The sequence below is a fragment of the Sphingobacterium sp. BIGb0116 genome (assembly GCF_024808035.1).
In the GTDB taxonomy this organism is placed as follows: domain Bacteria; phylum Bacteroidota; class Bacteroidia; order Sphingobacteriales; family Sphingobacteriaceae; genus Sphingobacterium; species Sphingobacterium paramultivorum.
The window spans coordinates 101,768-117,367 of record NZ_JANUDT010000007.1 but is presented as its reverse complement, the minus strand read 5'-3'; the positions used below and the strand labels follow the sequence as shown (position 1 = coordinate 117,367).

The 15,600-nt window shown below is 41.3% G+C and carries 12 protein-coding genes; 6 read left to right on the top strand and 6 right to left on the bottom strand.

The genetic code is table 11. The annotated features are described in order from the left end of the window. Positions 1-52: 52 nt before the first annotated feature. The 6 genes from ilvD to M2419_RS17005 all read right to left on the bottom strand — a co-directional run bounded on the left by ilvD (position 53) and on the right by M2419_RS17005 (position 6,668). On the bottom strand, positions 53-1,753 hold the full coding sequence (gene ilvD / locus M2419_RS17030; RefSeq protein WP_159727356.1) for a dihydroxy-acid dehydratase: 1,701 nt from the start codon (positions 1,751-1,753) through the stop codon (positions 53-55). After that, on the bottom strand, positions 1,737-2,627 hold the full coding sequence (locus tag M2419_RS17025) for a branched-chain amino acid transaminase (protein ID WP_075994363.1): 891 nt from the start codon (positions 2,625-2,627) through the stop codon (positions 1,737-1,739). Before M2419_RS17025 ends, ilvD begins: the two co-directional genes overlap by 17 nt. Positions 2,628-3,025: 398 nt before the next feature. Further along, a complete protein-coding gene (gene atpC, locus M2419_RS17020) occupies positions 3,026-3,274 on the bottom strand; it encodes an ATP synthase F1 subunit epsilon (protein ID WP_120335003.1) in 249 nt (82 codons plus the stop codon). A gap of 21 nt (positions 3,275-3,295) precedes the next feature. Then, a complete protein-coding gene (gene atpD, locus M2419_RS17015) occupies positions 3,296-4,798 on the bottom strand; it encodes a F0F1 ATP synthase subunit beta (RefSeq protein WP_075994361.1) in 1,503 nt (500 codons plus the stop codon). A gap of 367 nt (positions 4,799-5,165) precedes the next feature. Then, the gene (locus M2419_RS17010) at positions 5,166-5,816 is read right to left on the bottom strand and encodes a hypothetical protein (protein WP_153844266.1); all 651 of its coding nucleotides are present in this window, start codon (positions 5,814-5,816) and stop codon (positions 5,166-5,168) included. A 147-nt stretch (positions 5,817-5,963) separates the two neighbouring features. Further along, on the bottom strand, positions 5,964-6,668 hold the full coding sequence (locus M2419_RS17005) for an NrtR DNA-binding winged helix domain-containing protein (RefSeq protein ID WP_153844265.1): 705 nt from the start codon (positions 6,666-6,668) through the stop codon (positions 5,964-5,966). 331 nt (positions 6,669-6,999) lie between these two features. Here M2419_RS17005 and M2419_RS17000 point away from each other — a divergent pair, with 331 nt between their 5' ends. The 6 genes from M2419_RS17000 (at position 7,000) to M2419_RS16975 (ending at position 15,514) form a co-directional block, all read left to right on the top strand. Next, a complete protein-coding gene (locus M2419_RS17000) occupies positions 7,000-8,688 on the top strand; it encodes a ribulokinase (protein WP_259255446.1) in 1,689 nt (562 codons plus the stop codon). A 17-nt stretch (positions 8,689-8,705) separates the two neighbouring features. Next, the gene (locus M2419_RS16995; protein WP_153844263.1) at positions 8,706-9,398 is read left to right on the top strand and encodes an L-ribulose-5-phosphate 4-epimerase; all 693 of its coding nucleotides are present in this window, start codon (positions 8,706-8,708) and stop codon (positions 9,396-9,398) included. A 42-nt stretch (positions 9,399-9,440) separates the two neighbouring features. Next, positions 9,441-10,943 (top strand): L-arabinose isomerase, encoded by a 1,503-nt coding sequence (gene araA, locus M2419_RS16990; RefSeq protein WP_159727350.1) that lies wholly within the window; start codon positions 9,441-9,443, stop codon positions 10,941-10,943. Between the two features lie 68 nt (positions 10,944-11,011). Then, a complete protein-coding gene (locus tag M2419_RS16985; protein ID WP_075994355.1) occupies positions 11,012-12,712 on the top strand; it encodes a sodium:solute symporter family transporter in 1,701 nt (566 codons plus the stop codon). A gap of 95 nt (positions 12,713-12,807) precedes the next feature. Next, the gene (locus M2419_RS16980) at positions 12,808-13,956 is read left to right on the top strand and encodes an aldose epimerase family protein (RefSeq protein WP_153844261.1); all 1,149 of its coding nucleotides are present in this window, start codon (positions 12,808-12,810) and stop codon (positions 13,954-13,956) included. A gap of 13 nt (positions 13,957-13,969) precedes the next feature. Beyond that, entirely contained in the window at positions 13,970-15,514 is a 1,545-nt protein-coding gene (locus tag M2419_RS16975; protein WP_153844260.1) for an alpha-N-arabinofuranosidase, read from the top strand. Positions 15,515-15,600 lie beyond the last annotated feature (86 nt).

The window sequence follows — 15,600 nt, the reverse complement described above, 5'->3', positions numbered from 1 at the left end:
AAGCATCGATTGTTTAGGTCTCTATTTGCTTAATGTCTCTGTTTTTTATTTTCTACTGATCCGTTACACAGCCTTCTGAGGCATCGGCAACAGTTTTAGCGTATTTGTATAAAACTCCTTTGTTAACTTTTAACGCTGGTTGTACCCAAGCGGCACGGCGTTGCGCGATCTCTTCATCGGAAAGTAGCACATTGATGCTATTATTTACTGCATCGATCTCGATAATGTCATCATCATGTACAAGACCGATTAATCCGCCTTTGTAAGATTCCGGTGTGATATGTCCTACGACAAAACCATGTGTTCCACCTGAGAAACGGCCATCGGTGATTAAAGCGACAGATTTACCTAGACCCGCGCCGATTATCAGTGACGTAGGTTTAAGCATTTCAGGCATGCCGGGTGCTCCAACAGGACCTTCATTTTTGATCACGACAACATCTCCTTTTTTGATTCTGCCAGATGCAATACCGGCCACTAAATCGTGCTCTCCGTCGAATACACGTGCAGGGCCAGTGAATTTTTCACCTTCTTTGCCGGAGATCTTGGCAACAGAACCTTTCTCTGCTAAGTTCCCGTAAAGAATCTGTAAGTGTCCTGTAGCCTTGATTGGATCGCTCAATGGTTTGATGATCGGTTGATCATATTCCATGATTGATTTAACATCAGCCAAGTTCTCAGCGACCGTTTTTCCTGTTACCGTGATACAGTCGCCATGAAGTAAACCCTCATTTAAAAGATATTTCATAACAGCAGGAGTTCCACCAAATTGCTGAAGATCTTGCATTAAGTATTTACCGGACGGTTTAAAGTCCGCTAATACAGGGGTTTCGTCACTCATGCGTTGGAAGTCGTCTTGCGTGATGTCTACGCCTACGGCTTTGCCTATTGCAATAAAGTGAAGTACAGCATTGGTACTGCCACCCAAGATAACAATGGTACGTAGCGCGTTCTCAAATGCTTTACGTGTCATGATATCAGAGGGCTTGATATCTTTCTCAAGTAGCGTGCGGATATGTTGACCTGCCTCTAAACATTCATTTTTCTTTTCTTCCGAGATCGCTGGATTGGAAGATGAGTATGGTAAGCTCATTCCCAAGGCTTCAATTGCCGAAGCCATGGTATTTGCAGTATACATTCCGCCACAAGCACCAGCACCAGGGCAGGTATGTTTGATAATGCCTTCATAGTCTTCATCGGAAAGATTTCCGCAGATGCGTTGTCCCAATGCTTCAAATGCAGACACAATGTTTAATTCTTCACCTTTATAGTGGCCTGGAGCGATAGTACCGCCATATACCATTAAAGAAGGACGGTCCAAGCGAGCCATTGCCATAATTGCACCAGGCATGTTTTTGTCACAGCCAGGAATAGAGATCAAGCCATCATAATATTGTCCACCACAGATCGTTTCGATACTATCAGCGATCACATCACGACTTACCAACGAATAACGCATCCCATCGGTACCGTTGCTCATACCGTCACTGACGCCAATGGTTCCAAAGGTCAAACCCACTAAATCATTGTTCCAAACGCCCTTCTTGACGATTTGTGCCAAATCATTTAAGTGCATATTACACGTATTACCATCATATCCCATGCTGGCAATACCGACCTGTGCTTTGTCCATGTCGGCATCCGTAAGACCGATACCATAAAGCATTGCTTTTGCAGCAGGTTGCGTTTCGTCTTGTGTAAATGTACGGCTGTATTTGTTCATTCCGTTTTCGCCGTTAGATGATGACTTCATAATTTTCGTTCTCTAATACTAAATTTTTATATCTTCTTTGGATTGATGCACCTATGCTGTGTTCCCAGGCTTCTTTGTAGATGACATCATCGACTTGTTTGATTCCGATAATTTCTGCCGCAGTCCCGCATAAGAAAGCGCTGTCAGCAGTGTAAATGTCTTCTATCGTCAACTGCTTTTCAATGACTTCGAAGTTTAATTTTTTACAAATGTTTTTTACAGTCTGGCGTGTAATGCCCGGGAAGATATTCTTCACTGGCGGCGTATAGATTTTGAAATCCTTTTCGATGAAAATATTTTCACTGGATGCTTGGGCAACGTAGCCTTCGTGGTCGAGCATTAACGCTTCGTCGTAACCCTTCCTGATAGCTTCTGTTGTCGCAAGGATGGAGTTTACATATTGCCCAGAGATCTTCGAGTCAATTTTAAACGACTTTGGATTAGGTCTTTTGATATCAGAGATACATACCTTTAATAGGTTTTGACCAAGATATGGCCCCCATTCCCATGCTGCCATCATGATGGTTGCTTCGGTTGATGAGGTTAGGTGCATATTTGAACCGGTCAATACTAATGGACGTATATAAGCTTCTCTTAGGTTGTTGTTGGCCAGGAGTTCATAACAGATGTCGATCAGCTCTCTGTTGCTCCAACGATAGGGAATATTAACTGCTTCACACGATCTCTTTAAGCGATCGAAATGCATGTCAGCTTTAAAGATACGTGGTCCATTGTGGGTATTATACGCACGTAAACCATCGAACACTGCATACCCATAATGCAGTGACTGTGCAAAGGGATCCAATGCAGCTTCGGAAGCTTTTACAAAAGCTCCATCTAAATAGATCAACGTGTTTTTATCGTAATATTTCATAACCCAAAATTTACCTAAGTATAATAGTTCCCTTTGTTGTAATATTGGTGGTAAATCATGCTATCTCAAGCTTCTATAAAAACTTTCGAATTTCATTTCCTCAAGGTAGCAGGAATTACAATAATTGGCAATAGGTAAAGTGCTAATTTTGTATTTAGAATAAAATTTTATTAAATCTGTTTTTGTAAAATTTTATTTTTCAGTAACTCGTTTTATTCGGTTTTATATTTTGTTAGTCGTATACCATATTTAAAATTGGTCTACAGGGTCAAAAAATTATTTTTTGTTACAATGGCCAATTTTCTTCCTAAAATGAAGAAAATGTCAAAAAAACTTTAAAAAAAAAGCTTCCGATATTTCTATCGGAAGCTTTTTAGATTTTATAAAATCGATTTGATTTAATCTCCGATAATTCCTTCAGCAAGCACGGTAATGACATTGTCTTTTGCTTCCACAACACCACCTTTAATGAACACTTCTTGTCCACCTTTACCTTGTTGAATAATTACTTTTCCATCTTCCAAAGTAGAAACAATGGCAGCGTGGTCTTTCAAAATTTGAAAAGAACCCGCAGTGCCCGGTACAGTAACTGAAGTTACTTCGCCTTCGAATGCTAATTTGTCTGGAGTGATAATTGTTAATTTCATTATTCTTAGATATAATCTAGATTAAACTGCTTCTGCTAATAATTTTTTACCTTTTTCGATAGCATCATCGATGTTACCTACTAAGTTGAAGGCAGCTTCAGGGTACTCATCTACTTCACCGTCAATGATCATATTGAAACCTTTGATGGTATCTTTGATGTCTACCAATACACCTTTTAAACCTGTAAATTGTTCTGCAACGTGGAAAGGTTGGGATAAGAAACGTTGTACACGACGTGCGCGGTGTACAGTTTGTTTATCTTCTTCTGATAATTCGTCCATACCTAAGATGGCGATGATATCTTGTAATTCTTTGTAACGTTGAAGAATTTCTTTTACACGTTGTGCAGTATTATAGTGTTCGTTACCTAAAACGGCAGGAGAAAGGATACGTGATGTAGAATCCAAAGGATCCACAGCAGGGTAGATACCTAGCTCAGCGATTTTACGAGACAATACTGTAGTTGCATCCAAGTGAGCGAAAGTTGTCGCTGGAGCAGGGTCAGTTAAGTCATCGGCAGGTACATATACGGCTTGAACCGAAGTGATTGATCCGTTTTTAGTTGAAGTGATACGCTCTTGCATTAAACCCATTTCAGTTGCCAATGTTGGTTGGTAACCTACAGCTGAAGGCATACGACCCAATAGGGCAGATACTTCAGAACCTGCTTGTGTAAAACGGAAGATATTATCGATGAAGAATAATACGTCACGGCCTTGACCTTCGCCATCACCGTCACGGAAGTATTCCGCAACTGTCAAACCTGATAAAGCAACACGTGCACGTGCACCAGGAGGCTCGTTCATTTGACCGAATACGAAAGTACATTTAGAATCTTTCATCAATTCGTGGTCAACAGTATCCAAAGGCCATTCGCCTTTTTCCATGCCTTCCATAAAGTGCTCACCATATTTGATGATACCAGACTCCAACATCTCGCGCAATAAGTCATTACCTTCACGTGTACGTTCACCTACGCCAGCGAATACAGAAAGACCACCGTGACCTTTTGCGATATTATTGATTAATTCTTGGATTAATACAGTTTTACCTACACCGGCACCACCGAATAAACCAATTTTACCACCTTTAGCATATGGCTCTAAAAGGTCAATAACTTTGATACCAGTAAAAAGTACTTCGGATTCAGTTGACAAATCTTCGAATTTAGGAGGTACGTTGTGGATAGGACGACCATTCTCCTTATTCAAATTTTGGATCCCGTCTATGGCATCACCAACTACATTGAATACACGACCTTTGATTTCTTCACCAACAGGCATTTTGATAGGAGCACCAGTATCGACAACTTCCATTCCGCGAACTAAACCTTCAGTTGCGTCCATGGCAATTGTACGTACACGATCCTGACCTAAGTGTTGTTGAACTTCTAATACAACACGTTGTCCATTTTCTTTTTGAATGTACAATGCATCGTAAATTTTAGGTAGATTTTCACTGTCGGCGAAGTTGACGTCAACAACTGGGCCGATAATCTGCGCTATTTTACCAATCTTGGGCATATTATAGGGACTAAATATTTATTAATCAATTTTATATAAGAGACATAAAAGGCCTCTTTTTTGGTCAGCAAAAATAAGGTTATTCGTTTTTAAAAACAAATAGAATTTGCAATTAAATTACAATTTTATTAATGTAGGTCAAAATGTTATCTATTGTAATTCTGTATGTTTCGATTTCTATACCTCCAAATATAGTTTTTCTCTTTTATCGGGCTACGTATTTTTGAAGTTTAGAGCTTTACTTCACTGAATCTTTTATTCGTTTTAGGAATGGAACCTGATTAAATAAAATCGACCTGTAACGGAGTGCCTCTAGGATTCGTTACAGGTCGATCAAAATAAATCTGCGATTTTATGAAAAGCAGGACTAGATTTTTTTGTTTAGTTCGTCCTGCAACTGGCGCTTGAGCAGTTGTTCCTTTTCCATGGACTTTTTGCGGAAAGTAGCGAATTCCTCCTGCGATTGCTCGGCCGTTTTTTGGAATTCCACCGTGTCCACTTTCGCTTTCCGATAAGAAAATAAAAAGATAAATGCTGCTACTGCCAATACGGCAATGATCGTCCAAACAACAGTATTGTAAAAAGTTTTAGATGTATTGATTCCTAAGAAAGAGAAACTTTCTGTTTTTTCCTTCTCCTGTGTCAGCTGATCCTTTAAAACCTGAATAGAATCTTGTAAAGTTTTGGTGTTGGATGTATAGTTGCTTGAAGATGATTTTAAAGAGCTGATTTCCTTGTGGAGTTTTGCTACGGTATCAATTACATTTCGTTTCACAATATCAAGATTGGTTTTTCGCACCATCTTGAAATCATAGTTGTTTTTCGAAATATAATTCAGGTGGTCAAATTGATTTGCCAAACTTCCTTTTTTTAATCCATCCGGACTGTACTTGAAGGCATTATCCTGTTGTGCTGCTGTAGTGGCGGGAGCCGCAGCAGGAGTTTGTGCCTCCAATAGCGTATGTGATGAAATAAATAAAATCGTAAAGAATATAAATGCTAATCTCAATTTGCTCATGTTGTTTATTTTATAAAATGCGTTAATCTAGCTTATCCTAATTGTAAAACTAGGATATACCTGTGATAAATATAAGGAATTATTGAAAAAACGAAAATGTTAAGTGAAATATATTCCAATTCCCATAGGTCATTTCCCGTTACTTTATCATGATTCGATAGACCAACTTGGCAAATACCGTAAAAAGGACATGATCTTTTCCTTATAGATCGCCGTATTTAATTTGAAATAGTATGCTCCTTTTTTTGAATTTTCCTTATCCTTTTCCTCCAGTTTGATTATGAGGTCTGAGGAAAGCAGTTTTCGGCTGAAATTGCGCTTATCCAACTCGATATTGTAAACTCCCTCATAGAGTGCTGCAATCTGGGGAATCGTGAATTTCTCGGGCAGCAGTTCAAATAATATCGGATACAAAGCTGCTTTCATGCGTAGACGGTGCTGTGCCGAAGCGATCATCTGATCATGATCGAAGATCAGCGTTGGGTGCTCCCGTAATGGAAACCATTGAGCTTCGTAATCGTCACTTAGGATATGTTTATATTGCTGCGTATCAATCAGCGCAAAATAACAGATACTAACAACCCGGTCGCTAGGTTCACGCTGAGGTTCACCGAATACACTACATTGCTCCATGTATACATTCTCAAGTCCTGTTAACTGTTTGAGCACTCGGCTCGCCGCCTCTTCCGGACTTTCGTCGGATTGAACGAAACCACCCATCAGACTCCATTTATTTCTTTCTGGTTCGAAATCACGTTTAATTAAAAGTACTTCAAGGGATTCGCCGTTAAATCCAAATATGATACAGTCTACTGCCAAAAGGATCCCTGAATCTTTTTTATAATATTCCATCGTCTATCGTTTTATCTTTTTATCTGACACCACCCCATTTATTCCACGAGCAAAACTATGTAAAAAAGTAAATAGCTAAAAATAAGTATAATAATTGTCTGTTACATCCCTTTAAAAGGCTTTTATACACCTATGTCAGGAATTCGGGTTAACCATAATTTGCTGCTATGAAGTTAGCTCTATTTTTTAAATATGAAAATTTTCTTTCATATTTAAAAAAATAAATGTTTATTTGACACTAATTATTTTTTCAAGACGAACTTCAAAAAGGGGGATATTGAAAAATAAGGCGTTAGAGACAATTATAAGTTATAAACCAAATTCAGCAAAAATGAATAAATCGTATGTCATTGGGGTGGACTATGGAAGTGATTCGGTCCGTTCGGTATTGGTTGATGCTAACAATGGCGAGGAAATAGCTTCTTCTGTATTTTACTACCCGCGTTGGAAAAGAGGGGAGTATTGTGATGCTGCTTTAAATCAGTTTAGGCAACACCCGTTGGATTATATCGAAGGCTTGGAAGCGACAATAAAAGATTGTTTGCTCAAATCGGAAATCGACAATATTGGCGCGGCTGTAAAAGCAATTTCCGTGGATACAACGGGATCTACTCCAGTTGCCGTAAACGCAGCCGGGGTTCCATTGGCGTTGTTGGACGAGTTTAAAGACAATCCCAATGCCATGTTTGTCTTATGGAAAGATCATACAGCTGTTGGTGAGGCCAAAGAAATTAACCTGCACAATCAAAATAGTCCGGTGGATTATTTGAAGTATGTGGGCGGAGTATACTCTTCGGAATGGTTCTGGGCCAAATTACTTCATGTTTTTAGGACTGATGAAAAGGTCCGTACCTCCACATATAGCTGGGTTGAGCATTGTGATTATATTCCTTTTCTATTGACTGGAGGAACACAGGTGTCTGCTATGAAGCGTGGGGTTTGTTCAGCAGGTCATAAATCGCTTTGGGCCAAAGAATTTGATGGCCTACCTCCAAATTCTTTCTTTTCAACACTTGATCCATTGCTGGATGGTTTGGTTGATCGTTTGTTTTCTGAAACATACACTGCTGATCAATCTGCCGGTCAGCTTTCGGAAGAATGGGCGCAACGATTAGGTCTTACAACATCAGTCGTTGTTGGTGTCGGTGCATTTGACTGTCATATGGGGGCAGTTGGAGGACAAATTGAGCCATATTATCTGAGTAAGGTGATGGGGACGTCGACCTGTGATATGCTAGTTGCCCCAAAGGAGGAGGTTCAGCATACGTTGGTCAGGGGAATCTGCGGTCAGGTAGACGGTTCGATTATACCGGGAATGATTGGTATGGAAGCTGGGCAATCGGCATTTGGAGATGCTTACGCTTGGCTGAAACAGGTGTTACTGTGGCCAACGAAAAATTTGATACAAGATATTGAAGAGATCGAAGCGCATACGCGTGAACAGTTGATGGCAACTCTGGAAGAGAAACTCTTGTTCAGTCTAAGTGAGCAGGCGGCATTACTTCCCGTAACGGCAACATCTGAATTAGCTTTGGACTGGCTCAATGGTCGTCGAACTCCGGATGCGGATCAATCCTTGAAAGGAGCGATTACAGGCTTGCACCTTGGAACAGATGCACCTCGGATCTTCAGGGCGATTGTCGAAGCGACTTGTTTTGGCGCGAAGGCTATTGTTGACCGTTTCGTGGAGCAGGGTATTCCGGTAAAAGGCTTGATCGGTTTAGGTGGAGTTGCAAAGAAATCGCCTTTTATTATGCAAATGATGGCTAATGTGATGAATATGCCTATTCGTATTCATAAAAGTGAGCAGACTTGTGCCATTGGCGCAGCAATGTTCGCCGCAACAGTTGCTGGTTTATATGACCGAGTTGAGGATGCCATGAAGGCAATGGGGCAAGGTTTTGAACGAACCTATATACCTGAGGAAAAATGGGTAACCATCTATGCCGAACGCTATGAACATTACAAGGCTCTGGGAGCTTTCATCGAAGGAAAGGAATCGCTAGCCATTACTGTTTAACCATTCAAATTTTAATCATGTATAATTCAATTAAAGAAGAAGCCTACCATTGCAATATGCAATTGCCCCAGCTGGGATTGGTGCTTTTTACATTTGGAAATGTGAGTGTTGTCGATCGTCGTCAGGAAGTTTTTGCGATTAAACCAAGTGGGGTTCCCTATGACGAGCTTTCACCGGAACATATGGTGATTGTAGACTTTGATGGTCATGTGGTTGAGGGTAATCTTCGGCCATCATCAGATACGAAAACTCATGCGCTATTGTATAAACATTGGAAGGAAATCGGTGGGATCACCCACACACACTCCACCTATGCGACAGCATGGGCACAGGCGCAACGGGATATTCCCATTTTCGGAACGACACATGCAGATCATTTGACGGTCGATATTCCCTGTGCTCCACCAATGCACGATGAGATGATCTCCGGAAACTACGAGCATGAAACGGGGTTTCAGATTATCAATCACTTTGCCGAAAATAAGCTGGATTATAAAGAGGTGGAAATGATTCTGGTTGGTAACCACGCGCCGTTTGCCTGGGGTAAAACTGGAACAAAGTCTGTTTATAACAGTGCAGTATTGGAACAGGTTGCTAAAATGGCTTGGTTGACAGAACAGATCAATCCGAGTGCGCCTCGATTAAAGCCTGCACTGATCAAAAAGCATTACGAACGGAAGCATGGAGCCAACGCCTATTATGGTCAATAATTTTCAGTAATAAAAAATCTATAGCAAAAACTACAATTTAACATGAATATCAATTTAAAAGAGCTTGAGGTCTGGTTTGTCGTGGGAAGCCAAGACCTATATGGTGAAGAAACCTTGCGACAAGTTGCCCTACATGCTGAGGAAATAGCCAATTATTTACATACCCAAGCAGCGATTCCAGTAGCGGTAAAATATAAACCGATCGTAAAAAATACGGACGAGATTTATGCAACATTGGCAGCCGCCAACAATGAAAAAAACTGTATTGGGGTTATTACCTGGATGCATACATTTTCACCTGCAAAGATGTGGATCAGAGGATTAAAAGCCTTGCAAAAGCCATTGTTGCATCTGCATACGCAGTATAATCAGGATATCCCATGGAATAGTATCGATATGGATTTTATGAATCTCAACCAAAGTGCGCATGGGGATCGCGAATTTGGACACATCGTTAGCCGCTTAAAAATAGGTCGTAAAGTCGTAACAGGGCATTGGCAAGATGCGGAAGTGCTGGAACGGATTAATGTTTGGGCGCGTGCAGCCGCGGGATGGCACGACTGGCAAGGTGCTAAATTTGCAAGATTTGGCGATAACATGCGTTATGTGGCTGTTACAGATGGCGATAAAGTGGAGGCAGAGTCACAATTTGGTTTCGCTGTAAACACCTATGCCATTGGTGATTTGGTAGAGGTTATCAATGCGAGTACGGAAGCGGAAATCGCGGCATTATTAGCGGAGTACGAAGCGACTTATGAACTTGCCGAAAATGTAAAAGTTGACGGTGAATATCATACTAACCTCATCGAAGCTGCTAAAATAGAAATTGGCCTACGGAAATTTTTGGAACAAGGAAACTTTAAAGGTTTTACGGATACCTTTGAGGATCTGCATGGGATGGTACAACTTCCGGGCTTGGCGGTACAACGTTTAATGGCTGAGGGTTATGGTTTTGCCGGCGAAGGGGATTGGAAGACTCCAGCTTTGGTGCGCGCTTGCAAAGTGATGGGAGCAGGATTAGCGGGAACGACCGCATTTATGGAGGACTACACCTACCATTTTGATCCGTATAATCCCATGGTACTTGGCTCACATATGTTAGAAGTGGACCCCGCTTTAGCAACTGGAAAACCACGTATAGAAGTACATCCGCTAGGAATTGGCGGCAAGGCGGATCCTGCCCGTTTGGTTTTCAATGGCCAGAGCGGAGATGCATTGAATGCCTCTTTGGTCGATATGGGAACGCGTTTTCGTTTGATCGTGAATAAAGTACAAGGTGTTGCTGTGGAAGAAGAGTTGCCTAAGCTTCCTGTTGCGCGGGTACTATGGAAACCGCTTCCTGATATGAAAACGGGCTGTAGTGCCTGGATTGTGGCAGGGGGGGCACATCATACCGCCTACAGCTTGAGCTTAACACCCGAATACCTGGAAGATTTTGCACGTATTGCCGGACTGGAATATGTATTGATCGACGAGGATACTACGGTAGCGAAACTCGAAGATCAATTGAAATGGAATGAACTTTATTATTTACTGAGTAAATAATAAACTAAGCCATTTATACCTGCTCTTCGGGTATAGATGGCTTATTGATAATAACCAATTTGGGAAATATGGAAAAATTTGCAACGGTAGATTACATCATCTTCGTAATTTACTTCTTTATTGTAGCCGGCTATGGCTACTGGATTTATCGTAAAAAGACGAATAGTTTAAGCAGTAGCAAGGACTACTTTCTGGCGGAAGGATCACTGACCTGGTGGGCCATAGGCTCTTCGTTGATCGCATCGAATATTTCTGCTGAGCAGTTTATTGGTATGAGCGGTAATGGATTTGAGGTCGGTATTGCTGTAGCCGCTTATGAGCTCATTGCTGCGGTAGCGCTAATTATTGTTGCGGTTTGGTTTATTCCGGTCTATCTGAAAAACAAGATTTTTACGATGCCTCAGTTTTTGAACAACCGATACAATGAAACGACGAGTCTTATTATGGCAATCTTCTGGTTGTTTTTGTACGTTTTTGTCAATCTGACTTCCATTTTGTATCTCGGGGCAATCGCCATTTCGAGTATGGCCGGAGGTGGCGACAGCTTCCACACCATTACAGTTGCTCTAGCCGTATTTGCCGTTATCATCACTTTGGGCGGAATGCGTGTTATTGGCTTTACAGATGTTATTCAGGTTGTTGTATTAATTATTGGTGGTATAGCGACGACCTATGTGGCATTGACCTTGGTCAGTGAACATTTTGGTTTGGGACAAGACGCCTTAGCTGGATTCAATAAACTGATGGAAGATTCGCCGGAGCATTTCAACCTATTTGTCGATAAACCAGGGCCGGGTGCCAGTCAGGAAGATATCAATAAATATCTGATGCTGCCTGGAATAGGGATGTACCTTGCTGGGATCTGGATTGTCAACCTAAATTACTGGGGCTGTAACCAATACATCACACAACGCGCTTTGGGAGCAGATTTAAAGACGGCACGCACAGGGATTCTTTTTGCAGGATTTCTAAAGTTGTTTATGCCGATTATCGTTATGCTTCCCGGGATAGCTGCTTATGTGCTTTATAAAAATGGTGCGTTACAACACGAAATGGCTCCTGGAGGGGTGTTTCATGCCGATAATGCGTATTCGGCGATATTGGGCTATCTGCCAAATGGAATGAAAGGACTTGCACTGGCGGCGCTTACAGCTGCTATTGTGGCCGGATTGGCCGGAAAAGCAAATAGTATCGCAACGATCTTTACACTGGATATCTTTAAAAAATACATCAATAAAGATGCGAGCGAAGCAAAAATGGTCTGGGTTGGAAAGATAACAATTGTGATCTCTATTCTACTTTCTGTTTTATTTACCTGGAATGATGCACTGGGCATCGGTGGTGCCGGAGGATTTACTTTTATCCAAAAATATACAGGCTTTATCAGTCCGGGTGTTTTTGCGATGTTTTTGCTCGGTATGTTCTGGAAAAGGACTACGGGTGCAGCCGCCATTACTGGCCTGGTTACGGGATTTGCATTGTCGGTATTTTTCAACGAGTTTGCAACAAAAGTTTTCGGACCAGAAACATGGATCTATACGGCATATCTTAACAAAGCGGGCGTTTATGAAATTCCATTTCAGATATGTATGGGACTAGCATTTGTGTTTACGATGATCGCTATGATTGCTGTCAGCTTATTTGGACCAAAAGTTAATCCAAAAGCTTTTGTGTTGGATCGATCTATGTTTAAAGTGGAACCGTCCGTATTGGCATTAATTGTTGTGACTTTATTGTTGGTGACTGCTATCTATGTGCGTTTTTGGTAGAAATGTTGCCATTTGAATAATTAAATGATTATGAACCATTCCTAATTAAAATTAGGAAGCCTCCATCGGACCGATGGGGTAAAACTTAATTGCAGATGAATAAGAAAATTATTATTGGTTTGTTGACTTGTGCTTCATTGGCTTATGGCTGCCAGTCTTCATCAACTCAAAGTAAACAAGCAGCGACCTTGGCTGACTCTACCTCCAACCAAGCTTTTGATAGCCAGATTGATGGTAAAGAAGTTAAACTATTCCAGCTCAAGAATAACAAACTCGCTATTACATTGACAAATTATGGCGCACGTCTGGTAAGTTTAAAAGTGCCAGATAAAGACGGTAAATTGACTGATGTGATTTTGGGCTATGATTCGGCCAAAGAATACAAGGATAACTATAATAATTTTTACGGCGCAATTGTAGGGCGTTATGGGAATCGGATTGGCAAAGCATCATTTAAACTGAATGGTGAGGTTTATTCTTTAGAAAAGAATGATGGCGAGAATTCACTTCATGGCGGTACCAATGGCGTTTACAATAAAGTGTGGGCTGTAGTCAGTAGCACTTCGACATCAATCACATTAGCCTATACCTCACCTGATAAAGAAGCGGGTTATCCGGGAACGGTCAAGATGGAGGTTACCTATACCCTGGAGGACAACGGTGCTTTAGCCATAGCCTATCAAGCGACAACAGATAAAGAGACGGTCTTAAATCTGACCAACCACGCTTATTTTAACCTCAATGGGGCTGGAGATTCTTCTATTTTGGATCATGAACTTCAAATTGATGCAAAGGCAATTACCGAAGTTGACAATACCTTGATTCCAACTGGAAAGAGTTTGCCTGTAGCGGGAACAGCATTCGATTTTACAAAACCGACACGTATTGGTGCTCGTATTGAAGAAGAAAATGCACAACTGAGGATCGGAAAAGGCTATGACCATAATTTTGAACTAAACAAGAAGGATGGTTTCCAGAAGGTCGCACAGGTGTATGCCGCTAAAACAGGTATTGAAATGGACATCTACACAACCGAACCCGGTTTACAGTTTTACAGTGGTAATTTTATGAAGGATTCTGACCCTAAAGGGAAAGAGGGAAAAGTGTATCCATTCCGTTCTGCTTTCTGTTTGGAGACACAACATTTTCCAGACGCACCAAATCACCCCAATTTTGCATCAACGGTATTAAAACCTGGAGAAAAATATAGTTCAAAAACAACCTACCAATTCAGTGTGAAATAATAAAATCTATATAATGAAGCTAAGATTAAAATTAGGCGTTGTTTTTACGCTAGCCACTGGATTGTTGTATGGACAGAGTAGTGTAAGATTGGAAACACCGCAGCAGGAGCAGATTATAAGTCGACATATTTATGGACATTTTGCCGAACATTTGGGACGCTGTATTTATGATGGATTTTATGTCGGGGAGAAAAATGACTCGATTCCCCATTCCGATGGCGTCCGAAAAGATGTCATCGAAGCCCTTAAGAATTTAAACATTCCCAATTTACGTTGGCCAGGAGGATGTTTTGCCGATACGTATCATTGGAAGGATGGAGTTGGGCCCAAAGCGCAGCGTCCTGCTATCGTAAACAACTGGTGGGGTGGCGTGACAGAGGATAATTCTTTTGGCACACATGATTTTCTCAATATGTGTGAATTGCTTGGTGCGGAACCTTATCTGGCGGGTAATGTGGGGAGCGGTGAGGTACAGGAGCTTGCTGACTGGGTCCAATATGTGAATTTTAAAGGAGAAAGCCCCATGTCGGATTGGCGACGAAAAAATGGTCGGCAGGAACCTTGGAAGGTAAAATTTTGGGGCGTAGGAAATGAAGCCTGGGGCTGTGGTGGAAATATGACCGCCGATTACTATACCGACATTTATCGCAAATACGCCACTTTTATGTCGGATTGGACCAATGGAAGTGGTTTGTATCGGATAGCATCAGGAGCTAATAGTGCAGATTACAATTGGACGGAGACACTCATGAAGAAAATTCCGAGTGGTTTGATGAAAGGCATGGGACTTCATCACTATGCAGTGATCAACTGGGATAACAAGGGCTCTGCGACCCAATATTCGGAGGAGGAGTATTTTAAAACCATGAAATCAGCTTGGTTTATGAATGAGCTGGTGGAGAAGAATATCGCCATTATGGACAAATACGATCCGAAAGGACTTGTGGATCTGATCGTAGACGAATGGGGAGGCTGGTATGCGGTAGAGCCTGGTACGAATCCGGGTTTTCTCTACCAACAAAATACCATGCGTGATGCCATGATTGCAGGAATGACACTCAATATCTTTAACAATCATGCTCGTCGGGTGAAGATGGCCAATCTAGCGCAGGCTGTGAATGTATTGCAAGCGGTTATTCTAACAGAAGGAAAGAATATGATTTTGACGCCGACTTATCATGTGATGGAAATGTATAAGGTACATCAGGATGCTAAGTTAATTCCTATTTCCCTTCAATCAACGGATTTTGAATTTAACCAGGAAAAAATTCCCGCCGTGTCGGTTTCAGCGTCACAAGACAAGCAGGGCCGTACACATATCTCCTTGGTAAATATTGATCCGAAAAAGAATAATAAGGTACGTGTGGATCTCGGTTCAGTGAAAGCTGCAAAAATTTCAGGCCGAATTCTTACCGCAGAGAATCTACGCGATTATAATTCCTTCAAGAAGCCGACAACAATTAAACCTGTTGTGTACAATAAGGCAAAGGTAGTGAATGGTGGTGCCATTGAAGTGGACATTCCTGCATTTTCAGTTATTGTATTGGAATTAATATAACAGCCAATTTTGATAGGATTGTCATGTTATCCTATTTATGCTGTTAGGGCTGGTGTAAAAACCTGAAATGATAAATTATTGTTGAA